The organism is Arthrobacter sp. Y3221048 (assembly GCF_059092685.1).
Genome location: NZ_JBNHHX010000001.1, coordinates 509,515 through 534,501, shown reverse-complemented (window position 1 = coordinate 534,501; position 24,987 = coordinate 509,515). Strand labels below are relative to the sequence as shown.

The 24,987-nt window shown below is 68.5% G+C and carries 25 protein-coding genes; 14 read left to right on the top strand and 11 right to left on the bottom strand.

Annotated features, from left to right (window positions below; all coding sequences use genetic code 11):
* The 3 genes from AC5RVS_RS02520 to AC5RVS_RS02510 are packed head-to-tail and all read left to right on the top strand — an operon-like array spanning position 1 to position 2,457.
* On the top strand, positions 1–804 hold the full coding sequence (locus AC5RVS_RS02520; protein WP_494106977.1) for a glycerophosphodiester phosphodiesterase family protein: 804 nt from the start codon (positions 1–3) through the stop codon (positions 802–804).
* Complete coding sequence (locus tag AC5RVS_RS02515) at positions 801–1,922, top strand: glycerate kinase (RefSeq protein ID WP_494106976.1); 1,122 nt, start codon at positions 801–803, stop codon at positions 1,920–1,922. Before AC5RVS_RS02520 ends, AC5RVS_RS02515 begins: the two co-directional genes overlap by 4 nt.
* A 28-nt stretch (positions 1,923–1,950) precedes the next feature.
* Positions 1,951–2,457, top strand: a complete 507-nt coding sequence (locus AC5RVS_RS02510; protein ID WP_494106975.1) for a hypothetical protein — start codon at positions 1,951–1,953, stop codon at positions 2,455–2,457.
* A 116-nt stretch (positions 2,458–2,573) separates the two neighbouring features.
* Here the strand turns inward: AC5RVS_RS02510 and AC5RVS_RS02505 are convergent, their stop codons facing one another.
* The 4 genes from AC5RVS_RS02505 to pgm form a co-directional block, all read right to left on the bottom strand.
* Entirely contained in the window at positions 2,574–2,825 is a 252-nt protein-coding gene (locus AC5RVS_RS02505) for a hypothetical protein (protein ID WP_494106974.1), read from the bottom strand.
* Positions 2,826–2,970: 145 nt separating this feature from the next.
* Positions 2,971–3,180, bottom strand: coding sequence for a dodecin (locus AC5RVS_RS02500; protein WP_493988445.1), 210 nt, complete (start codon positions 3,178–3,180; stop codon positions 2,971–2,973).
* Positions 3,181–3,318: 138 nt separating this feature from the next.
* Positions 3,319–4,644 carry a uracil-xanthine permease family protein gene (locus tag AC5RVS_RS02495; protein WP_494106973.1) on the bottom strand — a complete coding sequence of 442 codons (1,326 nt, stop codon included), beginning with the start codon at positions 4,642–4,644 and terminating at the stop codon, positions 3,319–3,321.
* Positions 4,645–4,767: 123 nt separating this feature from the next.
* Complete coding sequence (pgm, locus tag AC5RVS_RS02490; protein WP_494106972.1) at positions 4,768–6,414, bottom strand: phosphoglucomutase (alpha-D-glucose-1,6-bisphosphate-dependent); 1,647 nt, start codon at positions 6,412–6,414, stop codon at positions 4,768–4,770.
* Positions 6,415–6,558: 144 nt separating this feature from the next.
* On the opposite strand from pgm, the gene AC5RVS_RS02485 reads away from it, so the two are divergent.
* On the top strand, positions 6,559–7,002 hold the full coding sequence (locus tag AC5RVS_RS02485) for a DUF4190 domain-containing protein (protein ID WP_494106971.1): 444 nt from the start codon (positions 6,559–6,561) through the stop codon (positions 7,000–7,002).
* Between the two features lie 87 nt (positions 7,003–7,089).
* On the opposite strand, the gene AC5RVS_RS02480 is transcribed toward AC5RVS_RS02485, so the two are convergent.
* The 3 genes from AC5RVS_RS02480 to AC5RVS_RS02470 all read right to left on the bottom strand — a co-directional run bounded on the left by AC5RVS_RS02480 (position 7,090) and on the right by AC5RVS_RS02470 (position 10,930).
* On the bottom strand, positions 7,090–8,583 hold the full coding sequence (locus AC5RVS_RS02480) for a peptide MFS transporter (protein WP_493988449.1): 1,494 nt from the start codon (positions 8,581–8,583) through the stop codon (positions 7,090–7,092).
* Positions 8,584–8,686: 103 nt separating this feature from the next.
* Positions 8,687–10,066, bottom strand: coding sequence for an amidase (locus tag AC5RVS_RS02475; protein ID WP_494106970.1), 1,380 nt, complete (start codon positions 10,064–10,066; stop codon positions 8,687–8,689).
* Positions 10,067–10,186: 120 nt separating this feature from the next.
* Positions 10,187–10,930 carry a Type 1 glutamine amidotransferase-like domain-containing protein gene (locus AC5RVS_RS02470; RefSeq protein WP_494106969.1) on the bottom strand — a complete coding sequence of 248 codons (744 nt, stop codon included), beginning with the start codon at positions 10,928–10,930 and terminating at the stop codon, positions 10,187–10,189.
* 130 nt (positions 10,931–11,060) lie between these two features.
* On the opposite strand from AC5RVS_RS02470, the gene AC5RVS_RS02465 reads away from it, so the two are divergent.
* The 3 genes from AC5RVS_RS02465 (at position 11,061) to AC5RVS_RS02455 (ending at position 12,723) form a co-directional block, all read left to right on the top strand.
* Complete coding sequence (locus AC5RVS_RS02465) at positions 11,061–11,387, top strand: rhodanese-like domain-containing protein (protein ID WP_493988452.1); 327 nt, start codon at positions 11,061–11,063, stop codon at positions 11,385–11,387.
* Entirely contained in the window at positions 11,387–12,313 is a 927-nt protein-coding gene (gene pheA / locus AC5RVS_RS02460) for a prephenate dehydratase (RefSeq protein ID WP_494106968.1), read from the top strand. The genes AC5RVS_RS02465 and pheA overlap by 1 nt, the downstream gene beginning before the upstream one ends.
* Before the next feature lie 80 nt (positions 12,314–12,393).
* The gene (locus AC5RVS_RS02455; RefSeq protein ID WP_493988454.1) at positions 12,394–12,723 is read left to right on the top strand and encodes a hypothetical protein; all 330 of its coding nucleotides are present in this window, start codon (positions 12,394–12,396) and stop codon (positions 12,721–12,723) included.
* A 47-nt stretch (positions 12,724–12,770) separates the two neighbouring features.
* Here the strand turns inward: AC5RVS_RS02455 and AC5RVS_RS02450 are convergent, their stop codons facing one another.
* Positions 12,771–13,865 carry a diacylglycerol/lipid kinase family protein gene (locus AC5RVS_RS02450; protein ID WP_494106967.1) on the bottom strand — a complete coding sequence of 365 codons (1,095 nt, stop codon included), beginning with the start codon at positions 13,863–13,865 and terminating at the stop codon, positions 12,771–12,773.
* A gap of 98 nt (positions 13,866–13,963) precedes the next feature.
* Here AC5RVS_RS02450 and serS point away from each other — a divergent pair, with 98 nt between their 5' ends.
* Together serS and AC5RVS_RS02440 are read left to right on the top strand one after the other, a co-directional pair.
* Positions 13,964–15,253 carry a serine--tRNA ligase gene (gene serS, locus AC5RVS_RS02445; protein ID WP_494106966.1) on the top strand — a complete coding sequence of 430 codons (1,290 nt, stop codon included), beginning with the start codon at positions 13,964–13,966 and terminating at the stop codon, positions 15,251–15,253.
* 250 nt (positions 15,254–15,503) lie between these two features.
* On the top strand, positions 15,504–16,286 hold the full coding sequence (locus tag AC5RVS_RS02440; RefSeq protein WP_494107303.1) for an HAD family hydrolase: 783 nt from the start codon (positions 15,504–15,506) through the stop codon (positions 16,284–16,286).
* Positions 16,287–16,362: 76 nt separating this feature from the next.
* On the opposite strand, the gene AC5RVS_RS02435 is transcribed toward AC5RVS_RS02440, so the two are convergent.
* The 3 genes from AC5RVS_RS02435 to AC5RVS_RS02425 all read right to left on the bottom strand — a co-directional run bounded on the left by AC5RVS_RS02435 (position 16,363) and on the right by AC5RVS_RS02425 (position 18,197).
* Entirely contained in the window at positions 16,363–16,788 is a 426-nt protein-coding gene (locus AC5RVS_RS02435) for a DUF1761 domain-containing protein (RefSeq protein ID WP_493988457.1), read from the bottom strand.
* Between the two features lie 99 nt (positions 16,789–16,887).
* Entirely contained in the window at positions 16,888–17,514 is a 627-nt protein-coding gene (locus AC5RVS_RS02430; RefSeq protein WP_494106965.1) for a hypothetical protein, read from the bottom strand.
* 197 nt (positions 17,515–17,711) lie between these two features.
* Entirely contained in the window at positions 17,712–18,197 is a 486-nt protein-coding gene (locus AC5RVS_RS02425; RefSeq protein WP_493988459.1) for an inorganic diphosphatase, read from the bottom strand.
* 167 nt (positions 18,198–18,364) lie between these two features.
* On the opposite strand from AC5RVS_RS02425, the gene dacB reads away from it, so the two are divergent.
* From dacB to ftsH, 5 genes are all read left to right on the top strand, one after another.
* Positions 18,365–19,780, top strand: a complete 1,416-nt coding sequence (dacB, locus tag AC5RVS_RS02420) for a D-alanyl-D-alanine carboxypeptidase/D-alanyl-D-alanine endopeptidase (protein WP_494106964.1) — start codon at positions 18,365–18,367, stop codon at positions 19,778–19,780.
* Positions 19,781–19,915: 135 nt separating this feature from the next.
* Positions 19,916–21,079: a zinc-dependent metalloprotease gene (locus tag AC5RVS_RS02415; RefSeq protein ID WP_494106963.1), complete on the top strand. Its 1,164-nt coding sequence runs from the start codon at positions 19,916–19,918 to the stop codon at positions 21,077–21,079.
* The gene (tilS, locus tag AC5RVS_RS02410; protein ID WP_493988462.1) at positions 21,076–22,188 is read left to right on the top strand and encodes a tRNA lysidine(34) synthetase TilS; all 1,113 of its coding nucleotides are present in this window, start codon (positions 21,076–21,078) and stop codon (positions 22,186–22,188) included. Before AC5RVS_RS02415 ends, tilS begins: the two co-directional genes overlap by 4 nt.
* 15 nt (positions 22,189–22,203) lie before the next feature.
* The gene (gene hpt / locus AC5RVS_RS02405; protein ID WP_353916673.1) at positions 22,204–22,755 is read left to right on the top strand and encodes a hypoxanthine phosphoribosyltransferase; all 552 of its coding nucleotides are present in this window, start codon (positions 22,204–22,206) and stop codon (positions 22,753–22,755) included.
* Positions 22,756–22,911: 156 nt separating this feature from the next.
* Positions 22,912–24,951: an ATP-dependent zinc metalloprotease FtsH gene (gene ftsH, locus AC5RVS_RS02400; RefSeq protein WP_493988463.1), complete on the top strand. Its 2,040-nt coding sequence runs from the start codon at positions 22,912–22,914 to the stop codon at positions 24,949–24,951.
* Positions 24,952–24,987: the final 36 nt, after the last annotated feature.

Sequence of the window (24,987 nt, the reverse complement as noted above, 5' to 3'; positions counted from 1 at the left end):
GTGAGCAGTGCCAGCCCGTACCTCAATCCTACGTTTCCCGGTTCCGGGCAGGACCGGCCCCTGGCCATGTCCCACCGGGGATTTTCCTTGGACGGGCGGGAGAACTCGATGGCGGCGTTCCGCGCGGCAGTCGGTCTCGGCTACGCCTACCTGGAGACCGACGTCCGGTCCACCCGCGATGGCGTGCTGGTGGCCTTCCACGACCCGACGCTGGAGCGTACGACCGACGGCCGCGGGGAGCTGGCGGCGCACACGGCCGGCCAGCTGGCGCAGGTGCGGATTTCCGGCGAGCCGATCCCCACGTTCGAGGAATTGCTGGCCGCCTGGCCGGACGTGAACCTCAACGTGGATGTGAAAGACATGGCGGCCGCCGACGAATTGGCCCGGTTGATCGAAACCTACGACGCGCACGACCGGGTGCTGGTGGCATCCTTTTCCGACCGGCGCCGCTTCCGCGTGCTGCGTGGGCTAAGCCGCCCCGTCGCCGGCTCCGGCGGCGTATATGCAACGTTGGCAATATACCTGCTGGGGTATCTGGGGTTGGCCGGCTGGCTGGCCCGGCTGGTCCGTGTGCACGCGGTGCAGGTGCCGGTGAAGTACGGTCCGTTTGCAGTGGTCACGCCCGGGTTCGTGCGGCGCTGCCATCGCGCCGGACTGCAGGTGCACGTGTGGACCATCAATGATCGCGCGGAGATGGAACGGTTGCTCGCACTGGGAGTTGATGGAATAGTCTCTGACCGCGCGGATATTCTGGCCGAGGTGATGGCCGAACGCGGCAGTTGGCCGCAGAGGGAGTCTGCATGAAGGTCTTGATTGCACCGGACAAGTTCAAGGGAACCTTGTCGGCTGCCGAGGCGGCTGCGGCAATGGCCGAAGGCGTGCTGCGGGTCTACCCGGACGCCCACGTGCAGCTGCTCCCGGTGGCCGACGGCGGAGAGGGCACCTTGGAAGCGGCCCTCGCCGCCGGTGCCACCGAGCACACCGAGCGCGTAGTTGGTCCGCTGGAGCGTGAGGTCACCGCATCCTGGGCCCTGCTGGAGCGGCCGGACGGCAAGACTGCCGTCATCGAAACCGCGCGGGCGTCCGGCTTGCTTCTTACCGAGCCCAGCGTGCAGTCGGCGCTCACGGCCCATTCCTACGGGTGCGGCCAGCTGATAGAAGCGGCGCTGAATGCCGGCGCCACCGAGATTGTGTTGGGGGTTGGCGGCTCCGCCATGACCGACGGTGGGTCCGGCGCCCTCCGCGCACTCGGCCTGAAGATCCTCACCGGCGGCGGCGCCGAAGTCCTGCTCGGCGGCGCCGCCTTGGCGACCGCTGACCACCTGGACACCTCCGGCCTGGACCCGCGTTTGGCGGAGACCGTGATCCGGGTAGCAGCCGACGTATCGAATCCGCTGTACGGCCCCGACGGGGCGGCGCACGCTTTCGGTGAACAGAAGGGCGCCGACGCGGTCTCGCGGCGGTTGCTCGACGAAGCGCTGCAGCGGTGGGCCCAGCTGCTGCTGCAGGCAACCGGCCGCGACGTCAACGTGGCGGGCGCCGGTGCGGCAGGCGGCTTCCCGTCCGGTTTCATGGCGCTGGCCGGTGTGCGGCTGGAGCGGGGTTTCGACGTCGTCGCCGATCTGGTGGGGCTTGAGGCTGCCTTGGCGGATGCAGACCTGGTGCTGACCGGCGAGGGGACGCTGGATCGGCAGTCTGAATTCGGAAAAGCGCCGCTCGGCGTCGCCGGGCGTGCCCGGGCACGGGGCATCCCTGCCGTCGTCGTTGCCGGGCAGATCGATCTGGCGCCGGACCAGTTGGCCGAACACGGCGTGCACGCGGCCGCCAGCGTGGTCGAGGCGGCAGGCAGCCAGGAACAGGCGATGGCCCAGGCCGCGCGCTATGTCACGTTGGCCACGCAGCAGGCGCTCGAAGGGGCTTGAGCCCGAGGACCCCGCCTATCATGAGGGCATGAGCAGTACCGTCGTCCCGCCGCCCTCGGCCGTCCGCCAAGGCCTTCTCCGCACCCTCGTCCTGTGGCTCGCTCTTCCGATGGCGGTGCTGGTGCCGCTTTGGGTGGTGGCCGGACGGGTGCTGTTTGGCATCGGCGGCCACATGGTGCTCTGGCTGGGCATCAGCCTGGGCCCAGTGCTGCTGGTCCTGCTGTTGCTGACCGGCGTGAAGCTGATCGAGACCGCGCGCCGGGGCGTGCTGCTCCCGGTGCGGGCCGCCGTGGTGCCGGCGCTGGCCTGGCTGCTGGCGCTCGCCTTCGGTTTCACCGTCCCGGACTTCGGCGGGGGCGCCGGAGAGGGCGCGTCCATCATGTCGCTGCTGGCCGGCCCGTCCGCCCTGGGGATGTCCACCGCGCTGTGCAACCCGTGCGGGATCATCGCCGTCGGGCTGGCCATAGCGGCCACGGTCCTCGCCTACCGCGCCGCGGGCGCTGCCCGGCGCGGCAGCAGTGGCGACGGCGCCTGACGGCCACCGGGGCCGTTAGCCGGCCACCACCAGGACGGCGGCCAGCCCAAGCCGGCGCACGGCTGGCCGGTTGGCCGCGCGACGATGGATGCGGCGGTGGCGCTGCCGCGGCCATGCTATTCGGTCGGGGCGGAGGGGGGAACGAATCCGTCCTGTCCGGGTTCGTTCTCGTACTCCGGGTCCTCGCTTTGGCGGTATTCGCCGTCCGGGCTCAGGCCGGGTACCTGCTGCCCTGCATTGAGCAGGCTGGAGGTGTAGTGCTCACCGTCGAACTTCGCGGCAGAGTCGTTCTCCGTCTCCGGGACGCCGATGTCGTCGCGCAGATGCTCGTCGTCGGGCAATTTGTCTTCATCACGTTGCTGGCTCATGGGTCAAGCACACCACCGCATCCACCCCGGCACAATGGGGGAGGGCAGCCCCGCGGCGACGGGCGGGCCTGTCCACCGTGCCCCGCCGGATTCATGTCTCGCCCGCTTGTCCGCCGGACGCCTGGCGGCAGCCCGCACTCGGTGGTCAGCTTTCGTGGCGGAAACCGAGCTTGATGGTCACCTGCCAGTCGGCGACCTTGCCTTCGTTGAGGTGGCCACGCACGGACTTCACTTCGAACCAGTCGAGGTTGCGCAGCGTCTTGGAGGCTTCGGCGATGGCGTTGGTCACCGCGGCATCTATCCCGTCGGGCGACGTACCCACAATTTCCGTGACGTTGTAGACGTGGTTGGCCATGCTTTCCTCCTCGTGACATCCCCCGGACCGGACGCCGCGGGAGCGATGCCTGCAACGCTAGCCCCACGGTCCCTCACGGTCTAGGGCGCGGCGGTCCTGGCCCCGGGCGCGCACACAGGTGGCTGCCGTGCGGGTTGATCAGCCGAGCTTGGACGGCCTGACGCCCTGGTCTTCCACGGAATCCACGGGCTCGGTGTGGCGCCAGCGGGCCACCGCACTCATGCCGTGGAAAATGAGCAGTGCCGCTGCCGACCCCAGCGCGATGCCTTCGAACTGCAGCTCGCCTACCGTCCATGTGAAGTTGGCGATGCCGATCACCAGGGCAACCCCGGCCACGGAGAGGTTGATGGGGTTGGCGAAGTTCACGCGGTTCTGGACCCAGATCCGCACCCCGAGGATGCCGATCATGCCGTAGAGGACGACGCCGGCACCGCCCAGGACGCCCACCGGAACGGTGGCGATGGCGGCTCCAAACTTCGGGAGCAAGCTCAACAGGACGGCGACAATGCCAGCCACCCAGTATGCGGCGGTGGAGTAGACCTTGGAGGCGGCCATCACGCCGATGTTCTCGGCGTAGGTGGTGGTGCCGGAGCCGCCGCCGCTGCCGGCCAGCACGGTGGCCAGGCCGTCTGCCATCAGTGCGCGGCCGGTCACGGGGTCAAGATCCTGCCCGGTCATCGCGGACACGGACTTCACGTGGCCGATGTTCTCTGCGACCAGGACCAACACCACGGGGAGGAACAGCCCGATCAAGGAGATGTGGAATTCGGGCGCGTGGAATTCGGGCAGACCGATCCAGGCCGCGTCATTAATCGCGGAAAAATCCACCTCGCCCCGGAGGATGGCCACCACGTAGCCGACCAGCACGCCAATCAGGATGGACAACCGGCCCAGCAGCCCGCGGAACAACACCGTGACGAGCAGGATCGCGGCGACGGTGACCAGCGCCGTCACGGGCCCTTTCTCGAAGTTCTGCTTGGCGGCCGGTGCCAGGTTGAGCCCGATCAGCGCCACGATGGCTCCGGTGACCACCGGCGGCATCACCACGTTGATCCAGCGCGTGCCGGCTTTGTGCACCACAACGCCGATCAGGAAGAGCAGGGCACCGGCCATGATGAGGCCGCCGAGCGCTCCGCCCATTCCGTGCTGGTTCATGGCGGCGCCGATCGGTGCGATGAACGCGAAGCTGGAGCCCAGGTAACTGGGCACCCTGCCCGCCGTGATGATCAGGAACAGGATGGTGCCCACGCCGGAGAACAGCAGCGTAGTGGACGGCGGGAATCCGGTCAGCAGCGGGACCAGGAAAGTGGCGCCGAACATGGCGACCACGTGCTGGGCCCCGATGCCCATGGTGCGCGGCCAGGTGAGCCGCTCCTGAGGTCCTACAACCGTGCCCGGTGAAATGTTCTTGCCGTCGCCATGCACGGTCCAACGGAACGGGGAAGACTTTGCAGGCGTGCTCATGGTGGGCCTCTTCGTGGGGGAGTCAGCGGAAAAATGTCCGGGGGACATCCTACCGCCGGAACACCGGTGCCGGGTCGTGCCGACCGTTCGCACGCGCGGCCGGGGGCCGCCCCTGGCACGATGTCAGGCGATGACGGCGTCCACGATCGCCTTGGCCTCCGCCTGCACCTGCACCAGATGGTCTTGGCCGCGGAAGGATTCGGCGTAGATCTTGTAGACGTCTTCCGTGCCCGATGGCCGGGCCGCGAACCACGCGTTGTCGGTGGTGACCTTGAGCCCGCCGATCGGTGCGCCGTTGCCCGGCGCTTCGGTCAGCTTGGCGGTAATCGCCTCGCCGGCCAGTTGCGTGGCGGTCACGTCGGCGGCGGAGAGTTTCGCCAGCGCTGCTTTCTGCTCCCGGGTCGCCGCTGCGTCGATCCGGGCGTACGACGGCGCCCCGAACTTCTCGGTCAGCCCTGCATAGAGTTCGGAAGGCGAGTTTCCGGTCACGGCCATGATTTCGGAGGCCAGCAGCGCCAGCAGGATGCCGTCCTTGTCCGTGGACCACGGCTTGCCGTCGAACCGCACGAAGGAGGCACCGGCCGACTCCTCGCCGCCGAAAACGCCTTCGCCGGAGAGCAGTCCGGGCACGAACCACTTGAAGCCCACGGGAACTTCCACCAGCTGCCGGCCCAGGCCGGCCGCCACCCGGTCGATCATCGAGGAGGACACCAGCGTCTTGCCCACGGACGCACCGGCCGGCCAGTCCGGCCGGTGCCTGTAGAGGTAGTCGATGGCCACGGCAAGGTAGTGGTTGGGGTTCATCAGCCCGGCATCAGGGGTGACAATTCCATGGCGGTCTGCATCGGCGTCGTTGCCGGTGGCAATGTCGAAGTCGGCGCCGCCGCCGCGCACGGCGTTGATCAGCGAGGCCATCGCCGACGGCGACGAGCAATCCATCCGGATTTTCTCGTCCCAGTCCAGGGTCATGAACGCCCATTGCGGGTCCACCGCCGGGTTGACCACGGTCAGGTCCAGCCGGTGCCGCTCGGCGATGGCGGCCCAGTAGTCCACCGAGGCCCCGCCCATCGGGTCGGCGCCAATCCGCACGCCGGCGGAACGGATGGCGTCCAGGTCCAGTACCCGCGGCAGGTCGTCCACATACGCGCCCAGGAAGTCGTACGTCCCGATGGCCCCTGAGAACCGGGCTTGCCCCACTGTCATCCGCTTGACCCCGCGCAGGCCGGCCTCCAGCAGTTTGTTGGCGCGGGCGGCAATCCACCCGGTGGCATCCGAGTCCGCGGGGCCGCCGTGCGGCGGGTTGTACTTGAAGCCGCCGTCGCCGGGCGGGTTGTGCGAGGGGGTGATCACGATCCCGTCGGCCTGGGCATCCGGATGGGCTGCGTTGTGGGTGAGGATCGCGTGGCTGACCGCCGGCGTCGGGGTCCACCCGGTGCGGGAATCGACCAGCGCCGAGACGCCGTTTCCGGCCAGTACCTCGAGGGCGGTGTCCTGGGCCGGGTCCGAGAGGGAATGCGTGTCCTTGCCGACGAACAGCGGTCCGGCGATGCCCTGCCCCGCGCGATACTCCACGATCGCCTGCGTGATGGCGGCAATGTGGTCCTCGTTGAAGGACGCCTTCAGGCTGGAGCCGCGGTGCCCGGAGGTACCGAAAACCACGCGCTGGGACGGGTCGGCCGGATCGGGCTTGACGTCGAAGTACGCGTCGCGCAAGGCGGTCAGGTCAACAAGGTCGCTGGGAAGGGCCACTGTGCCCGCACGGTTTGCCATGCCTCCAGCATGCCAAAAAACCACGGATCCGTGGCGGTTGCGTGACGGATCCGACCCGATGGGCCCCGATCTTCCCGCGCGCCTAGACTGGAAGCAGCACCGCAGCTGCGCAGCAGCGAATCAATCGCAGGGGGAATCAACATTATGTCCGGCACGGAGAACAGGCCGCCCTTCAACGACCCGAAGCACCCGGGTTGGTACACGGATCCCAACGCAGGCCAGGCCTTGCCCCAGCCGCCGTCGCTGCCCGAAGCGGCGAACCCGTACTCGTACCAGCCCGGCCCCGGCGCGCAGCCGTACACCGGCCAGCAGCCGTACGGCGGACCGGACTACAACCAGCCGATGTACTACACGCCGCAGGCCGAGCCGAAGGGCCTGAGCATCGCGGCGCTGGTGCTGGGCATCGTCTCCGTGGTGACGTTCGGCTTCATGCTGGTCCCGCAGGTCCTGGCCATCGTGTTCGGCCACATCGCGCTGGGCAAGGAGCGTGCCGGCCGTACCCTCGCGCTGGCCGGCCTGATCATGGGCTACGCGGTCACCGGCATCTGGTGCCTGCTGATCTTCATCGGCGTTCTCAGCGGACTGTAGATCCGTCCGCAACCACCCATAACGACGGCGATGCCCGGGCCGGATTGAATCCCCGCCCGGGCATCGCCGTCGTTGTTGAGGCCGGTCCTAGCGGATGCCGCCCATCATCTTCTTCAGCGACGGCACGGCCGCAGCCAGGCCGACGCCGAGGATGATCGCCGTCACGCCGATGAAGCCGAAGTACGGGGCTTCATTGGCCGGGTCGTAGTAGCCGGCCAGGATGCCCGCCAGCGTGGTGCCCAGCGAGATGGAGAGCAGGAACAGCGCCACCATCTGGGTCTGGAAGGCCTTCGGCGCCAGCTTGGTGGAGACCGAGGAACCGGTCGGGGAGAGGAACAGTTCCGCCATGGTGAACAGGAACAGGATGCCGACCATGGCCAGCAGCGGGGTGGAGTTGGCGCCCCCGCCGGTGAGCGGGATGAACGCCAGGAACGCCAGGCCCATCACGACCAGGCCCAGGGCGAACTTCAGCGGCGAGCTGGGCTGCTTGGGGCCGAGCTTGGTCCACAGGGCAGCGAAGATGCCGGCGAAGATGATGATGAATACCGGGTTGATGGACTGCACCCAGCTGGCCGGCATTTCCCAGCCGCCCAGCGTGCGGTCCAGCTGCTTGTCCGCGTACAGGGCCACCACGGTGAACTGCTGCTGGAACAGCGCCCAGAACGCGGCGGAGGCGATGAACAGCGGGATGAAGGCGTAGACGCGCTTGCGCTCCACGGCGTCGACCTGCTTGCTGGAGAGGATCACCACGAAGTACACCACGGCGGCGATGATCGCCAGCCAGGCCATGATCGGGGCCAGGTTTGAGGCGGTCACCAAGCCGAAGGCCACCAGCAGCACCATGACGACGACGGCGGCCACGGCCGCGGCGGCGACCTTGCCGTAGTTGCCGCGCGGCAGCGGGTTGGCCACATGGTGCGCGGCCTCGGGCAGGTTCTTGCGGGTCAGGGCGTACTGGGTGAGGCCGATGGCCATGCCCAGCGCGGCCAGGCCGAAGCCGTAGTGGAAACCGAGCTCCACCTGGGCCAGGCCGGTGAGCAGCGGGCCGAAGAGGCCGCCGATGTTCACGCCCATGTAGAAGATGGAGAAGCCGGCGTCGCGGCGGTCGTCCTTCAGGCTGTAGAGCGAGCCGACCAGCGAGCTGGCGGTGGCCTTGAGGCCGCCGGAGCCGATGGCCACCAGGATCAGGCCGATGGCCAGCCCCACGCCGCCCGGGATCAGGGCCAGCGCGATGTGGCCCAGCATGACCATGATGCCGGTGTAGAAGAGGACCTTCTCGGACCCCAGGATGCGGTCGGCCACCCATGCGCCAAGGATCGAGGAGAGGTACACGCCGCCGCCGTAGGCGCCCACCAGGCCGGTGGCAATTCCTTCGTCGATCCCGAGGCCGCCCTCGGCGACCGAGTAGTACATGTAGTAGAGCAGGATGCCCTGCATGCCGTAGAAGGAGAAACGCTCCCAGAGTTCTACGGAGAACAGATTCGCCAGCATCCGTGGATGCCCGAAGAAGGTTTTGCCGGTTTGAGTGGACTGTTTTGTTGTTTCCGGCTGCGGGTTCCCGGACTGCACGGTATTGCTCACGGTGTTCTATTGTGACAGTCCGCTACATGTATTGTCATATTCTGCGCCCGGGACGGCGCCGCGTGTTAATGCATATCCGCAGGTCGGGCCGGGGTTCAAGGATTCATCGGGCGCTCTCCAGTTGCGCAGCGGCGGCCAGCAGCACCGCCTCGGAGCCGGGCTTGCCGATCAGCTGGACGCCCATGGACAGGCCCTCCTCGGTGGTGCTGACGGGAACCGCTATGGCGGGCAGCCCGCACACGTTGACCAGCGAGGTGTACGGCGAATATTGGCACTGGCGCATGTAGTCGACGTCCGCGCTGTTGGAGGTGTACCAGCCCACCGGCCGGGGGGTCTGGGCCAGCGCCGGCGTCAGAACCAGGTCGTACCGGCCGAACTGTGCCCGGGTGTCGTCCTGGAAACGCGCCAGCGCGGCCAAGGCTTCCGGCAACGCGTCGGCGCGCTTCAGGGCCCGGCGCCGGAAGGAACGCGTGAGCGGCATGAGCTGCGGTTCGCGGCCGGCCGGCAGCTCCAGCCGGTTCAGTCCGGAGGTCCACACCGTGGCAAACGCCTCCGGGTAGCGGTTGTCATAGCGGATTTCCGCTTCCTCGAGCGCGTGGCCCAGCCCCAGCAGCAGCTCCACCGCCGTGTCCAACGCCTCGCGTGCCTCCGGCTCCAGCGACAGCGGATAGGCGGACTCGAACGGAGAGTCGGTGCTGACGCCGATCCGGAATCGTCCTTCGGCGCGTAGCGCGGCGGCCAGGAAGCCGGGTTCCCCCGGGAAGGCCGCGCGGGCGTGCGGTTCGTCCGCCATGGCGTCCATCAGCAGTCCGGCATCCGCCGCCGTGCGGGCCAGGGGCCCGGCGACCACCAGCCGGCCGGCGTCGTCTCCGGTGGTGCCGGCCGGGAGCCGGCCGCGGCCGGGTTTCAGCCCCACCAGCCCGGTGGCGGCCGCCGGGATCCGGACCGAGCCGCCGCCGTCGGAGCCGGGGGCGAAGGGCAGCATGCCGGCGGCCACGGCAGCGGCGCTTCCGCCGGAGGAGCCGCCCGGACTCAGCGCGGGGTCCAGCGGGTTGCGGGCCGGCGGCGCCACACGGTTCTCGCTGTAGGAGGTCAGGCCGAATTCGGGGACCTGGGTCTTGCCCAGGCTGATGCTCCCGGCGGATTCGAGTACGTCCACCAAGGGGTGGTTGGCCAATGCCGGCCGGTGCTCCAAAGCCGCGCTGCCGTGCGTGGTCGGAACACCGGCCACATCCGTGAGGTCCTTGTAAGCCACCGGCAGGCCGTGCAGCCGGCCCAGGGTCCCGCCGCGTGCCTGATGGTCGTCCGCGGCGCGTGCCTGTTTGAGCGCCTGGTCGGCCGTGACGGTGATGAAGGCGCCGAGCCTTGGATTCAGGGCGTCGATGCGTTGGAGGTAGTGCTCCGTCAGTTCGCGGGCGGACAGTTCGCCGCGGGCCACGGCGTCGCGCTGGGCGACAGCCGACAAGTCATGCAAAGCAGTCATCGCCCGTAAGCGTAGCCCTGCCCGGCGGTGCGGGCTAATCCCCGCAAGCCACCGGCGCGCCGGCGCGGCGCCCTGCCCGTGTCTGCGGTGGCTGCCGCGCCGCCGTTCCCGCCCGCCCGTTCAGCCGAGGAACCTGGCCTCGATCGGTTCCTCCACCGCGACGGCTTCGGGCCCGTCGCCGGCCTGGGCTGTCACGCGGTAGGCCAGTTTCCCGTCGGTCTCGCTGACCGCCTCAGCCAGTTCTGTGCCGCGGTAGACCAGCCCGACGCCGTCGTCGGTGCAATGCGTTTCGCCCAGGATCCCGTCCGCCACGAGCCGGTGCACCAGCGGCCGGCGCTGCGGTTCCGAGTCGTAATGGACGCCGTTGTCGTAGGGCAGCAGTGCCAGCCCGTTCGTGACCGGCCGCAGCTCGGGGCCGAAGGAGTCGGTGGTGCCGCCGCGGAACCAGCAGATGGAGCCGGCGGAGACCCCGGCCAGGACCACGCCGGCCTGCCAGACCCGTCTGAAAATGTCCTCCAGCCCGTGGACCCGCCACACGGCCAGCAGGTTTGCCACCGAACCGCCGCCCACCCACACCACGTCCTGGCCCAGCAGGTGCTCCTCGATGTCCGGGACATTGGGCATGGTGAACAGGTTCAGATGGCTCAGGCCGTAGCCGGCACCCCTGGCCGCCTCGTCCAGCTCGGCTTGGAACCAGCGCTGGTCGCCCCCGGCGGTGCCCAGGTGGACCAGCTTCGGTGCCCGCCCGGCGGGACCCGTCAGTTCGACGGCGTAGTGCACCAGGTGGTGGAACGCGATCCGGCTGCGAACGCCGGCCTTGATTCCGCCGGACGTAGCGAGGATGGTCGGCTGGTCTGCGGCCATGGGTGCCCCTGTCTCATAAGGTGCGGCGGACGATCCCACTATAGGCTTGGAAAGGGGGCAAATCGGGGGTACGCCCGGAGCAGGAATTAACCAGCGGCGGCAGGGCCTGCCGCGGATAACGGAGGTTGCCATGAGCGATGTCGAGAACGTGGATGTCAACAGCGTCGGCGGCGACGCCACCATTCTGGACGTGCGCGAAGACTACGAATGGGAAGCCGGACATATAGCAGGCGCCGTGCACATCCCGCTTAACGAGCTGCCCCTGCGCCTGGAGGAGCTGGATCCCGACGTGGACCTGCACGTGGTGTGCCGCAGCGGCGGGCGGTCCTTCCGGGCCGCCGAATGGCTGATCGGCAACGGATACTCCGCAGTGAACGTCGACGGCGGGATGGGTGCCTGGCTGGACGCCGGCAAGCCGATCGTCTCGGAGAACGGGCAGGAGCCCCGGGTCCAGTAATGGCAGGCGTCTATACCTTCCTGGGGCCGGAGGGAACGTTCACCGAAGCTGCCCTCCTCCAGGTTCCAGGGGCGGCTGACGTGCGCCGGATTCCGGCCGCGAGTGTCGAGGCCGCCGTGGACGCCGTTCGTGCGGGCGAAGCCGGCGCGGCCATGGTTCCGATCGAGAACTCGGTCGAGGGCGGCGTCAGCGCCACGCTGGATGCCATCGCGGGAGGCGAGCCGCTGCGGATCATCGGGGAGGAACTGGTGCCCATCCGGTTTGTGCTGGCCGTCCGGGCCGGCATCGAGCGGGGAGACGTCGCGGTGGTGTCCACCCATCCGCATGCCTGGGCGCAATGCCGTGCCTGGTCCGCAGCGAACATTCCCCAGGCGGAATACGTTCCCGCCTCCTCGACGGCGGCGGCAGCGGTGGGCCTGCTGGAGCCTGCGGCCGGCTACGATGCGGCGATCTGCTCGCCGCTCGTGGCCCGGCAGCGCGGCCTGCAGGTGCTTGCCGAGGACATCGGCGACATTCCGGACGCCGTCACCCGGTTCGTTCTGGTGAGCCGGCCCGGTGCCCTGCCCGCGCCGACCGGCGCCGACAAGACCACGCTGGTGGTCCCGCTGCCGCAGGATCATCCGGGGGCACTGGGGGCCATCCTGGAACAGTTCTCCAGCCGGGGCGTGAACCTGAGCCGGATTGAGTCCCGCCCCACCGGCCAGTTTTTGGGAGATTATTTCTTCAGCCTCGATGCCGAAGGCCACCTGGCCGAGGAGCGGGTCGCCGACGCCGTCCGCGGGCTGCACCGGCTCAGCCCGGGCATCCGGTTTTTGGGCTCCTACCCGCGCGCCGACCGACGCGGACTGACGGTTCCGCGCCGCAACCAGGACGAGGCGTTCCGGCAGGCCGACCTATGGGTGCAGGACCTGCTGTTGGCCGGTTGACGGTTCCGCCGGGCTGTCGGCCCGCGGTTATGGTCAGTATGCTGAGGAAAATCGCACCTGCGACCAAAGATCGGAGCACCATGACGCAGCAGAACGACAGGGACCAGTACCAGGACGGGGAGCCGACGCCGGTGGAGGCGCTCAACCAGACCCCGAGCGAAAACCGCGCGGGCGACCTCGGGGACCAGGGCAATGACCTGCGCTTCGCCGAGGAGCAGCAGCTGATCGACCAGCAGGCGGCCGGCGAGTTCCCGATCCCCCGGGACGAAGACCTGCAGCAGCCGGATGCAGATGTTCCGGCGCTCGAAGCAGACGAACAGCCCATCGACGTTCCGGGCGAGGAACTGCACAACACGGACCGGGCCGATGCCAGCGACGACCCGCTCAACACCGGGGGCGACGACACGTAAACGCCGACGATGCCTGAACGCCGCAGCGCCCCGGGCGGACGCCGGCCCTAGGCCGCCGCCCGGCCGCTGCCGGCGGAGGGGACCGACTCGGTGCGCACCGCCAGCGACCGCGGCCGAACTTGAACGGTCAGCGACGTGACCGGCCCGGACGGATCGCCGTCGAGCTGGCTTCCCATCGGCTGGTGCGCGGTGATGCGGACCTTCCGCCCGCGGTGGTACTCGATCACCGGAATCGGGGCGCTGTGCCGCACCAGCGTCTTGGCGGCGATCCACAACCAGCCGATCGCGCTGCGCGGAGTGAGTACCACGATGTCCAGTTCGCCGTCGTCGATTTCCGCGGTGGGGATGAAATCGATGCCCGCCGGCAACTTCCCGCAGTTGGCCAGCAGGATGCTGCGGACCCGACGGGGTTGGGCCGGCCCGTCGTCGATGCTGACCATGACGCGCTTCCGCTGGCCGGCAAGGTGGCGGACGCCGGCTTCCGAATAGGCCATCCAGCCGAACCGGCGTTTCAGGTCGTCACGGGTGTCGGCCAGGACGTCGGCATCCACGCCGATGCCGGCGATCACCAGGAAACTTTCCTGCGACCGTTCGCCGGTCGCCTCGTTCTCCAAGGTGATGTCAGCGGTGTCGATCTTGCGGATGACCCCGTGCAGGGCCACGTGGATGTTGGCCCGCAGGGCGCTCGGCTCGAGGCCCAGGTTGCGGGCCAGCAGGTTTCCGGTGCCCAGCGGCAGCACGCCCATCGGCACCTGGGTGCCGGACAACTCCGAAGCAACCACCCGGATCGTGCCGTCTCCGCCGCCGGCGATCACCACGTCGGCACGCTCTGCGATGGCCCGCTTGGCTTGTCCGTGCCCCGGGTCCCCGGGCGTGGTTTCCAACACCAGGGGCGGGCTCCAACCGGCCGCTGCGCAGGCTGCTTCCACCTCCCGGCGGGCCTCGGCGGCCCCGTTCTTGACCGGGTTCAGGATGAATACCACGCGCTGGTCTGGCAGGCCCGGGGACGGCACAGGAGCGGCCGGCACCGCTTTCCGGCGGCGCCCGAACATGCGGCGGAGGCCCGGCCATCCCACCACCAAGGCGGCCACCGCCGAAACGATGATGAGGGCGGGCGTCCATTCGGCAGTCATGTTGGTCATAGACTATCCAGCCCCGCCGCTTTGGCACATTGGAGGCCCCGATCGGCGGCGGGGGCCGCGGATCGAGGCCGGAAAGCCTTTTTCGGTACCCTTAGCAGGTGATCGATGTAAACGAACTCCGCGCCAATCCTGAGATTTTCCGTGCCTCCCAGCGTGCCCGGGGCACCGACGAGTCGGTGGTCGATGCCGTGATCGCCGCCGACACCGCCCGCCGGGAAGCAATCAACCACTACGAGGGACTGCGCGCCGAACAGAATCTCTTCGGCAAGAAGGTGGCCCAGGCCAAGGGCGAGGAGAAGGCAGCGCTCCTGGCGCAGGTCAAGGAGCTGGCAGCATCGGTCAAGGAAGCCCAGGCCGCATCCGATGCCGCCCGGAACCAGCAGGAAGCGCTGCTCCGCAGCATACCCAACCGGATCGAAGACGGTGTTCCGGCCGGCGGCGAGGACGACTTCACCGTGGTCAAGACAGTCGGCGAGCCCCGGGACTTCGCCCGGGACGGGTTCGAGCCGAAGGACCACCTGGCCATCGGAGAGCTGATCGGCGCCATCGACATGGAACGCGGGGCAAAGGTCTCGGGCTCCCGCTTCTACTTCCTCAGGGGCGTGGGTGCCCGGCTGGAGATTGCCCTGATGAACATGGCGCTGGACCAGGCCATATCCAACGGCTTCATCCCCATGATCACCCCCACCCTGGTCCGCCCCGAAACCATGCAGGGGACCGGCTTCGATGTGGAGCACGACGACGAGATCTACCGTTTGGAGCGGGACAACCTGTACCTGACGGGCACCTCGGAGGTGGCACTCGCGGGGTACCACGCCGACGAAATCCTGGACCTGTCCAGCGGACCGACGCGGTACGCCGGCTGGAGCTCCTGCTACCGGCGCGAGGCCGGTGCCGCCGGCAAGGACACCCGGGGCATCATCCGCGTGCACCAGTTCAACAAGCTGGAAATGTTCATCTACTGCCAGATTGAGGAGGCTGCCGACGAGCACGCCCGCCTGCTCGCCTGGGAAGAAGAAATGCTGGCCAAGGTGGAACTGCCCTACCGGGTGATCGACACCGCCGCGGGAGACCTGGGCATGAGCGCGGCCCGCAAGTTCGACTGCGAGGCCTGGGTGCCCACCCAGCAGGCCTACCGGGAGTTGACGTCCACTTCCAACTGCACGACCTTCCAGGCCCGCCGGTTGAACATCCGCGAACGCCAGGCGTCCGCGGACGGCGAAAAGAAGGGCACCAGGGCAGTGGCCACCCTGAACGGAACCCTGGCCACCACGCGCTGGATCGTTGCCATCCTCGAGCACCACCAGAACGCCGACGGCTCCGTGAACGTGCCTGCCGCACTGCGGCCCTACCTGGGCGGCATGGAGGTCCTGCCGGTGCTCTCCTAGCGCGCCGTTCCGCGCCGCGGCCGGCAGGTGGGTGCCGTTGCGGCCGGATGGCGTTCACCGGCACTTCATTCGCCCGTAGAAAATTTCCTACCCGTGCGTATGCCGCCCATGTTTGACTAGGGACATGACAACTACAGCTGATAAGGCTAACGCTGGCACCGACGACCAGCGGATTGCTACAGAAGATATGACAAACGAGAAGAAGAACGCGGCCCGGCGCCACAACTTCGTGGAAAACGGGTCCCGCAAGCTGGTGGCGCTGGACGTGGACGGCACCTTGGTCAACCACGACGGCCACATGAGCGATGCCGTGCGCGAAGCGGCGCGCGCCGTCGTCGACGCCGGCCACGAGGTGGTCGTCTCCACCGGGCGGTCCCTGAATGCAACGCTGCCGATCATCGAGCTGATCGGCGTCACCAAGGGGTATGCCGTCTGCTCCAACGGCGGTGTCACCCTCCGGATCGACACCTCGCTGGAGGACGGCTACGAGGTGATCGACCGGGTGACGTTCAACCCCGGACCGGCCTTGCGGGTGATGCGGTCCAAGCTGCCGACTGCCAAGTTTGCGCTCGAGGACGAAGAGGGCAATTTCCTGGCCACGGAGCGCTTCCAGGACGCCAGCTTTGGGATCGAGGCCATGGGCGTCGACTTCGAGACGCTGCTGGACTCCACGGCCGTGCGCGTGGTGGTTTCCAGCGCCGAAAACACTCCCGAGGAGTTCAAGGAGGCCATCGACACCGCAGGGCTCAAGGGAGTGACCTACTCGGTGGGCTGGACCGCGTGGCTGGACATCGCGGCCAACGGCGTGACCAAGGCCAGCGCGCTGGAATCCCTGCGCCGGAAGCTGGACGTCGAGCCGACGCATACTGTCGCCATGGGCGACGGCCGCAACGACATCGAAATGCTGGACTGGGCCGCCCGCGGCGTCGCCATGGGACAGGCACCCGAGGAGGTCGTGGCCGCCGCCCGCGAGGTCACGGGAACCGTGGAGGAAGACGGGGCGGCAGCCGTGCTGCGCAGCCTGCTGGACTGAGGAGATGGAGATGCCCGGGTGGAACCACCCGGGCACACCGGTTCCCGCCGGCCGCCTGGCGGTCCGGTGCCGCTCCTCAGGCTCCGCTGATGCCGAAGAGGCCGATGACCAGTGCCATGACCAGGAAGGTCACGAGTTCGTGCACGATGTTCAGTACGGTCAGCCCAACCGGCCGGCCTTCGAAGGCATCGTGCGTTGCGAAGCGGGCGGCGGTGAAGCCGGCCCAGAGGATGATGGCGGTCAGCACCGTGTTCCACAGGAAGTTGCCGCCGTAGAAATCCTGCGCAATGGCCGCCGAACCCGCCAGCACCCACGCGCTGATCAGGCTGACGACCACCGTGATGATGATCGGGCGTACGGCGTCTTTGCCCTCCCCGGGGCTGACGTTGGCGACCCTCATCCAGTAGTTGCCGAAGACCTTCGGCATGTACCAGACAGATCCGACGATCAGGGTCGAAAGGGTGGCCACGATGACCGCCCAGATGTTGATCTCCGGAACCATATGAATACTCCTTTGTCGTTGTACCACTGACGGAGGCGGGCGCCGTCTCCCTCGGAGTCTAGACGCCCCGGCCGTTGTTACCGTAACGAACGGGGCGAGTCAGCCGGGCGGCGCGACGGCGGGCAGGGCGGCGGGTCCGTGGACAAGGTCCAGCAGCCGGGCGGCTGCCGGGCGGCAGGCCCACTCCTCCACCCAGTGCGAGCGGACCACCGCCTTGCTCACGGCCTGGCTGGTGATGCCCAGTTCTTCGGCGATGTACTTCTGCTGGCCGCGCGCTCCCGGCGTCATCAGGTCCAGCACCTTCCACTCCGCGTCGGTGCGGGTGGCGACAATCCGGCCGATGAGCCGCAGCACGGCTTCTGCTTCCGCCGCGGCCTCCGCATCGGGGCCGGACACGGCCAGCGGAACGCGCTCGCCGGTTTTCTGTGCACGGTTCACCGCGCGGCGTGCGTAGACCAGGCCGAGCCCATCGGCGTCCTTGACGTCCCGCGGAAGCGGCGGCCGCAGTTCCCCCACGCCGATTCCCACATGCCAGCGCCGGCTGCGCAGCGCGATCAGGGCCGCGTCGACGGCCGTGGACGGCTGCTCGACGGCGCCGATCGCTTCGTCGCCGACGGACCGCTGGAAGGGGATCGCCGCGGGCAGGTGGCGCAGCGACCTGATCAATTCGGGCACCAGGTCGCCCACCTCGCGGGAATCCCGCTGGTTGATGGTGAGCACGTACATGGCACCAGTATTGCGCCCGTCCGGGCAGGAACAACCGATTCCGGTTGGCTGGTGTGTCCTGCCGCCAGCAGCTCCGGCGCATGCAACAGCGGCCCGGACCTGGGAGGGTCCGGGCCGCAGCCGTTGATCCCGCCGGTTTCCGGCGAGGTTCAGTTCAGGCCCGGCGTGCCCGCCCTGCGGTACGCCGCGCCGGAACCTTAGCCCTGGTCTGCGAAGCGCCGGATGGAGGCTTCCAGTTCCGCCTCGGCGGCGGCGCGGTCGGCCCAGCCCTCGGCCTTGACCCACTTGCCCGGCTCCAGGTCCTTGTAGCGGGTGAAGAAGTGCTCGATTTCCTTGACCAGGAACTCCGGCACGTCGGAAAGCTCCTGGATGTGGTCGAAGCGCTTGTCGGCCGGAACGCACAGCACCTTGGCGTCGCCGCCGCCGTCGTCGGTCATGTTGAAGACGGCAATCGGGCGGGATTCGACCACGACACCCGGCAGCAGGTCATAGTCCTGCAGCATGACCATCGCGTCCAGCGGATCGCCGTCTTCGCCCAGCGTTTCCTCGAAAAAGCCGTAGTGGGTGGGGTACTGCATGGAAGTGAACAGCACCCGGTCCAGGCGGAGGCGGTGGGTTTCATGATCGATCTCGTACTTGACCCGCGAACCCTTGGGGATCTCGATGGTGACGTCATGCTGCATGGCTTCGCTCCTTGGAGGCGTTCAGAATTTTTTGCTGCGGCGCCGCCGATGCACAACCGTGGCCCGGCGCCAGACTACGCTTAACGATATAGGTCATGCCCTTCCGCGCTGGCATCGGGGTGGGAGCTGGGCGTTCGCAACACTTCAAGATCCGCGGGAGGGGCAGCATGGGGCGTGGCTTCCGCGTGCTCACCTCCGGGCTGCTGGCAGTGGTATTCGCCGTGCTGGCTGTCCCCGCCGCATTCAACCTCGCCCAGGCCATCGAATGGCCGGAGCCGGAGCCGGTCATCCGCACCCCGGCCGCGCAGCTGCCGCCCACCGAACTGGCGGACCCGCCGGCGGCCGAACCGGCCGGCGAGGCACCGGTGCCGGATCCGGCCGTGCTGGGTCCCGCCCTGGACAGGGCATTGGCGTTCGACGGCGCCGGCGGCTTCACCGGGATCGTCACCGATGCGGCCACCGGCGACGTGCTGTACGACCAGGCCGCCGCCGAGCCGCTGGTTCCGGCGTCCAACCTGAAGCTGCTCACCGCCGTCGCCGCACTCGATACCATCGGTGCCGACCGCCGGTTCACCACTTCGGTCAAGCGCGGCGGCGAACCGGGCGTGGTGTACCTGGTCGGCGGCGGCGATGCCTTGCTGGGCGCCGGGGAATCCAACCCAGGCGCGGTCTGGGGGGAAGCCGGGCTGGCAACGCTGGCAGCCGAAACCGCCGAACAACTCGCCGCCGACGGGTACACCGGTGAACTCTCGGTGGCGGTGGACGACTCCCTCTACTCCGGGGCCGCCATCAGCGCCGCCTGGGACCCGGGCGACGTGAAGAACGGCGAAATCTCCGCCGTGTACCCGCTCGCCCTGTACGCCGGGCGGGAACAGGCCGACGGCGGCGGCGACCTGGTGCCCGATGCCGCCGCGCTGGCGGGGGCAGCGTTCCGCGACGCGCTGGCCGAAGCCGTGGCCGGGCAGGAACTCACCGTGAGCGGCGCGGTGGCACGCGAAGCGGCGCCGGCGGACGGGGCCGTGCTGGCCGAGGCGAAATCCGCCCCGGTGGCCGACCAGGTGGCCTACATGGTGCGGCACTCGGACAACTATGTGGCCGAGGTGCTGGCGCGCAATACCGCCGTGGCGGCCGGGAAGCCCGGCTCCTTCGGCGGCGGAACCGAGGCCGTCCGCGAGGCGGTGCAGCGGCTGGGCATTCCGGTGGAGGGCATGGTGCTCGCCGATGCCAGCGGACTGTCGATGGAGAACCGGGTCAGTCCTGCGCAGTTGGCCGCGGCGGTCAGGCTGATGGCCTCCTCCGAGGATGCGGACCTGCGGGCCGGCATCGGTTCCCTGCCGGTCGCCGGCCTGACCGGCACCTTGTCCGGGCGCTACCTGGAAAACAACCCCGCGGGCGCCGGACTGGTCCGGGCCAAGACCGGCACGTTGAACACCGTGACGTCGCTCAGCGGCTATGTGGCCAGCGCCGACGGACGCCTGCTGGTTTTCGCTTTCGTGGCCAACGGCCTGAAAGGTTCGACCGACGCCGCCCGCGTGGCCGCCGACCGGGCGGCGACCGTGCTGGCCGGCTGCGGCTGTCGCTAAGCCGCAGCGGGCAAACCGGGCGCTGCTGAGCTGCTGCCGCGCAGCCCCGGCCGCAGGGCCGCAGCCGCGGGGATGCCTCCAATCGATGCCCGCCGGTAGTGACCGGCTCGCCGCTGATGTGATCTGATGGGACGCATGGACAGTAGCGCACCGACCCCCAGTGAATCCGGCGCCACCCCAGGGCCCGTCCCTCGGCTGGTCAACTGGGAACTGGCCGCGTCCACGGCAGCCACGCTGACGCCGGCCGGCCCCCGGATGAAGGCCGCTGAAATGCGCGCCGCGGTCGCGGAAATGCGCCGGCTGGCCGAAGAATCGGTGGACCACGTGCACCGCATCACCGGGTTGGAGGCGGCCCGCGACCTGCACGACTCCGACGTGCTGATCATCGACCGCGCCGCCTGGTCCAAGGCAAACGCCCGCAGTTTCGAAGTCATGCTGGCCCCGGCCATCACCGCGCTCGCCGAGAAGCGCCCGGATCAGCTCAAGAACGCCACCACGGCCGTGGGCAGCGTGCTCACCGGCACCCAGATGGGCGCCATCCTCTCCTTCCTCTCCAGCAAGGTGTTGGGCCAGTACGACCCGTTCTGCTCCCTGCTGCCCGGCGGCCCGGCAGCCGGGCGGCTGATGCTGGTGGCGCCCAACATCGTCACCGTGGAGCGGGAACTGAATGTGGTGCCCTCCGACTTCCGCCTGTGGGTGTGCCTGCACGAGCAGACCCACCGGGTTCAGTTCGCCGCGGCTCCCTGGCTGCGCGACCACATGATGGAGCAGATCGGCGGGCTCTCGTCCTCACTGGTGGAAAAAGCGGACACGCTGGGCGAGCGGCTGCAGCAGACCGTCAAGGCCGCCGTCGCCGCGGCCAAGGACAGCGGAAAGGACGACGGCGGAGGGCCGGGTTCATCGCTGAAGGGCTCCCTCCTCGACCTGGTCCAGGGGCCGGAAGAGAAGGCCGTTTTCTCCCACCTGACCGCCGTGATGAGCCTGCTGGAGGGCCACGCCAACGTGGTGATGGACGCGGTGGACTCCTCGCTTGTCCCGACGGTGAAGACCATCCGCCAGCGTTTCAACGCGCGCGGCAAGAGCCGCGGGGCGCTGGAGAACTGGGTCCGCAAACTCATGGGGCTCGATGCCAAGGCCCGCCAGTACTCCGACGGCGCCAAGTTCGTCCGCGCAGTGACCCGGCAGATCGGCATGGAGGGTTTCAACACCGTGTGGGAGCGTCCCGAAAACCTGCCCACCGAAGAGGAGATCCACCACCCCGATCTGTGGATCAGCCGGATGGACCTCAGCCGCCCATGAGCGGTGTCGCCGCGGACCGGCGCAAGCCCCGGTTGCACCCGCGTGTGGCGGACGCCCGGCACCAGTTGCGGCAGGCGCTGGAACAATTCGGGCCGCCGGCAGCGACGGCGGAGACCGCCGAACCGCAGCTGTTGTTGGTGGCCTGCAGCGGGGGACCGGACTCGCTGGCCCTGGCCGTCGCGGCGGAATTCTTCAACCGGCCGGCGCGCAACGGCGTCCGTCCTTACCGGGTGGGGGCCGTCGTCGTCGACCATGGCCTGCAACAGGGCAGCGCGGAAGTGGCCGACGGAGCCCGGCTGCAGCTCGAATCGCTGGGACTTGCCCCGGTCCAGGTCCGCCGGGTAGCCGTGGAATCGGCCGGCATCGGGCCGGAGGCAGCCGCCCGGACGGCACGCTACGCGGCGCTGGATGCCGCCGCGGCGGAACTCGGGGCAGCTGCAGTGCTGCTGGGGCACACACTGGACGACCAGGCCGAGCAGGTGCTGCTGGGCCTGGGCCGCGGTTCGGGCACCCGGTCGTTGGCCGGCATGCCGGTGAAGCGGGGCCGGTATCTGCGCCCGTTCCTGTCGCTGCGCCGGGAAGACACCGAGGAGGTCTGTGCGGTCGCCGGCCTGCAGCCCTGGCACGACCCCGCCAACAGCGATCCACACTACATGCGTTCGCGCATCCGGACCCGGGTGATGCCGTTCCTGGAGGACGAAATGGGCCCCGGCGTCGCCGAGGCGCTGTGGCGGTCGGCACAGATCCTGGCCGCCGACGCCGACTACCTGCAGGCGCAGGCAGCCGAGGAATACCGCCGGCTGCGCGTGGCGACGCCGGACGGGCTGGAGCTGCCGCGGGAAGGCATGGAACAACTCCCGGCCGCCATGAAGCACCGCGTGATCGCCCTGGCCGCCGCGGAACTGGGCGGTGAAAACCCCAGCTACGAACGGCTGCTGGCGGCCGAATCGCTGCTGCGGCGCCAAGGTTCGGCCGGCCCGGTGCAGTTGGCCGGATTCGTCAGTGTCTACCGCCGGACTGCTGCCAATGCGGTTCACCAAGATGGCACCGGCTATGGCAATCTTGTGTTGAGAACAACTGGCCGCAGCCCCGGCCAGACAGACCGCTAGACCCGGGAGCATGTGGTGGATTCCAACGACGTCCAGGCAGACCTCAAGCACGTCCTCTACACCAAGGAGCAGATCCAGCAGCGCGTCGCCGAGCTGGCTGCCCAAATCGACAAGGACTATGAAGGGCGCGACCTGTTGATCGTCGGCGTCCTCAAGGGCGCGGTGATGGTCATGGCCGACCTGGCCCGGGCACTGCACAGCCACGTCAAGATGGACTGGATGGCCGTCTCCTCCTACGGCTCCGGCACCCAGTCCTCCGGCGTCGTGCGGATCCTGAAGGACCTCGAGACGGATTTGATGGGCAAGCACGTGCTCATCGTGGAGGACATCATCGACTCGGGCCTCACCCTGTCCTGGCTGAAGACCAACTTGATTTCACGCGGTCCCGCCAGCGTGGAAATCTGCACCCTGCTGCGCAAGCCCGATGCCGCCAAGGTGGAAATCGACGTCAAGTACGTCGGCTACGAGATCCCGAACGAATTCGTGGTGGGCTACGGGCTGGACTACGCCGAGCGCTACCGCAACCTGGACTTCATCGGCACCCTGGCACCGCACATCTACGAATAACCGCCGCACCGCCCGCCGCGGGTTAGGCTACGCCGAGAGGGAACTTATGCCCTCCGTTGAGCGTGAAGGAAGACGGACGGTGTATAGCTGTAGTAGCCCACGGGCTGCCATCACGCGCGGACAAGCAGGAGGGACGGGCGCAAGCCCCCAAGTCGCATGAAATTGAAGAACCTTTTCAAGGGACCGATCATCTGGATTGTCCTGGTCCTGGTCATCCTCCTGATCGCCGTGCCCAATTTAGCCGGTCCGCAGTCTTCACGGGTCGACACCAGTGTGGGACTTGAACTGCTGCAGGACAACAAGGCGGAACAAGCCCGGATGAACGACGGCGCCCAAAGCGTCGACCTCACCTTGCGCGAAGATCTCGTCATCGACGACGCCAACAAGGGCAAGTCGATCACCTTCTTCTACAGCCGCGACCGTGGCCCGGACATCGTGGACGCGATCAACGCCTCCGACGTGGACACCTTCACCGACCAGCCGGTGGAGAACAACTGGTTCATGAGCTTCATCAGCCTGATCCTGCCCATCCTGATCATCGGCCTGATCTTCTGGTTCCTGCTCACGCGAATGCAGGGCGGCGGCTCCAAGGTCATGCAGTTCGGCAAGTCCAAGGCGAAGATGATCACCAAGGACATGCCCCAGGTGACCTTCGCCGACGTCGCGGGCGTGGACGAGGCCGTGGAGGAACTGCACGAGATCAAGGAATTCCTCTCCGAGCCGGCCAAATTCCAGGCCGTCGGGGCCAAAATTCCCAAGGGCGTGCTGCTCTACGGTCCGCCCGGCACCGGCAAGACCCTGCTGGCCCGCGCCGTGGCCGGCGAAGCCGGCGTGCCGTTCTTCTCGATCTCCGGCTCCGACTTCGTGGAAATGTTCGTCGGCGTCGGCGCCTCCCGCGTCCGGGACCTGTTCGAACAGGCCAAGACCAATGCGCCGGCCATCATCTTCGTGGACGAAATCGACGCGGTCGGCCGTCACCGCGGCGCCGGCGTGGGCGGCGGCAACGACGAGCGCGAACAGACGCTGAACCAGCTGCTGGTCGAGATGGACGGATTCGACGTCAAGACCAACGTCATTCTGATCGCCGCCACCAACCGCCCCGACGTGCTGGACCCGGCGTTGCTGCGCCCGGGCCGCTTCGACCGGCAGATTGCCGTCGAGGCCCCCGACCTGGAGGGCCGCCACCAGATCCTGCAGGTGCACGCCGCCGGCAAGCCCATGGCGCCGGGCGTGGACCTGCGTTCCCTGGCCAAGCGTGCGCCCGGATTCACCGGTGCCGACCTGGCCAACGTGCTCAACGAAGCCGCACTGCTGACCGCGCGGTCCAACGCCCAGCTGATCGACGACCGGGCGCTGGACGAAGCCATCGACCGCGTGATGGCCGGGCCGCAAAAGCGCTCCCGCGTGATGAAGGAGCACGAGCGCAAGATCACCGCCTACCACGAAGGCGGACACGCCTTGGTCGCGGCCGCGCTGCGCTACTCCGCGCCGGTCACCAAGGTCACCATCCTGCCCCGCGGCCGCGCGCTGGGCTACACCATGGTGGTGCCGGAGGACGACAAGTACTCGGTGACCCGCAACGAACTGCTGGACCAGCTCGCGTACGCCATGGGCGGCCGGGTGGCCGAGGAGATCGTCTTCCACGATCCGTCCACCGGCGCGTCCAATGACATCGAGAAGGCCACCGGAACCGCCCGGCAGATGGTCACCCAGTACGGCATGAGCGAACGCGTGGGTGCCGTGAAGCTGGGCCAGGGCGGCGGCGAGCCGTTCCTGGGCCGCGACATGTCGCATGAACGCAACTACTCCGACCACGTCGCCTTCGTGGTGGACGAGGAAGTGCGCCGGCTGATCGACGACGCCCATGACGAGGCCTACGCCATCCTGACCGAGAACCGTGACGTGCTGGACCGGCTGGCCCTGGCCCTGTTGGAACGCGAGACGCTGAACCAGCGTGAGATCGCCGAGATCTTCCATGACCTGCGCCGCCGCGAGCTGCGCGACGTGTGGTTGTCCAAGGAGACCCGTCCGGTCCACAACATCCCGCCGGTGGTGTCGCGGCGCGAGCGGGAAGCTGCCGCCAACGGCCAGCAGCAGGAAGGAAGCCATGCGGCCGTGATCGTGGACCCGAACCCGGCCGGCGGGGACCTGCCCGGGGATGACGGCCGAAGCGGCGTACCCGGCGCCAGCAGCTAGGATCACATACGTGACCGAATACGATGACGTTGTCGC

What these genes read in the sequence shown, in the direction of transcription:
- AC5RVS_RS02515 (WP_494106976.1), top strand. Translation starts at nt 801, where the DNA reads ATGAAGGTCTTGATTGCACCGGACAAGTTCAAGGGAACCTTGTCGGCT.
- AC5RVS_RS02510 (WP_494106975.1), top strand. Translation starts at nt 1,951, where the DNA reads ATGAGCAGTACCGTCGTCCCGCCGCCCTCGGCCGTCCGCCAAGGCCTT.
- AC5RVS_RS02505 (WP_494106974.1), bottom strand. Translation starts at nt 2,825, where the DNA reads ATGAGCCAGCAACGTGATGAAGACAAATTGCCCGACGACGAGCATCTG.
- AC5RVS_RS02500 (WP_493988445.1), bottom strand. Translation starts at nt 3,180, where the DNA reads ATGGCCAACCACGTCTACAACGTCACGGAAATTGTGGGTACGTCGCCC.
- AC5RVS_RS02495 (WP_494106973.1), bottom strand. Translation starts at nt 4,644, where the DNA reads ATGAGCACGCCTGCAAAGTCTTCCCCGTTCCGTTGGACCGTGCATGGC.
- pgm (WP_494106972.1), bottom strand. Translation starts at nt 6,414, where the DNA reads ATGGCAAACCGTGCGGGCACAGTGGCCCTTCCCAGCGACCTTGTTGAC.
- AC5RVS_RS02485 (WP_494106971.1), top strand. Translation starts at nt 6,559, where the DNA reads ATGTCCGGCACGGAGAACAGGCCGCCCTTCAACGACCCGAAGCACCCG.
- AC5RVS_RS02475 (WP_494106970.1), bottom strand. Translation starts at nt 10,066, where the DNA reads ATGACTGCTTTGCATGACTTGTCGGCTGTCGCCCAGCGCGACGCCGTG.
- AC5RVS_RS02470 (WP_494106969.1), bottom strand. Translation starts at nt 10,930, where the DNA reads ATGGCCGCAGACCAGCCGACCATCCTCGCTACGTCCGGCGGAATCAAG.
- AC5RVS_RS02465 (WP_493988452.1), top strand. Translation starts at nt 11,061, where the DNA reads ATGAGCGATGTCGAGAACGTGGATGTCAACAGCGTCGGCGGCGACGCC.
- pheA (WP_494106968.1), top strand. Translation starts at nt 11,387, where the DNA reads ATGGCAGGCGTCTATACCTTCCTGGGGCCGGAGGGAACGTTCACCGAA.
- AC5RVS_RS02455 (WP_493988454.1), top strand. Translation starts at nt 12,394, where the DNA reads ATGACGCAGCAGAACGACAGGGACCAGTACCAGGACGGGGAGCCGACG.
- AC5RVS_RS02450 (WP_494106967.1), bottom strand. Translation starts at nt 13,865, where the DNA reads ATGACCAACATGACTGCCGAATGGACGCCCGCCCTCATCATCGTTTCG.
- AC5RVS_RS02435 (WP_493988457.1), bottom strand. Translation starts at nt 16,788, where the DNA reads ATGGTTCCGGAGATCAACATCTGGGCGGTCATCGTGGCCACCCTTTCG.
- AC5RVS_RS02430 (WP_494106965.1), bottom strand. Translation starts at nt 17,514, where the DNA reads ATGTACGTGCTCACCATCAACCAGCGGGATTCCCGCGAGGTGGGCGAC.
- AC5RVS_RS02425 (WP_493988459.1), bottom strand. Translation starts at nt 18,197, where the DNA reads ATGCAGCATGACGTCACCATCGAGATCCCCAAGGGTTCGCGGGTCAAG.
- dacB (WP_494106964.1), top strand. Translation starts at nt 18,365, where the DNA reads ATGGGGCGTGGCTTCCGCGTGCTCACCTCCGGGCTGCTGGCAGTGGTA.
- AC5RVS_RS02415 (WP_494106963.1), top strand. Translation starts at nt 19,916, where the DNA reads ATGGACAGTAGCGCACCGACCCCCAGTGAATCCGGCGCCACCCCAGGG.
- tilS (WP_493988462.1), top strand. Translation starts at nt 21,076, where the DNA reads ATGAGCGGTGTCGCCGCGGACCGGCGCAAGCCCCGGTTGCACCCGCGT.
- ftsH (WP_493988463.1), top strand. Translation starts at nt 22,912, where the DNA reads ATGAAATTGAAGAACCTTTTCAAGGGACCGATCATCTGGATTGTCCTG.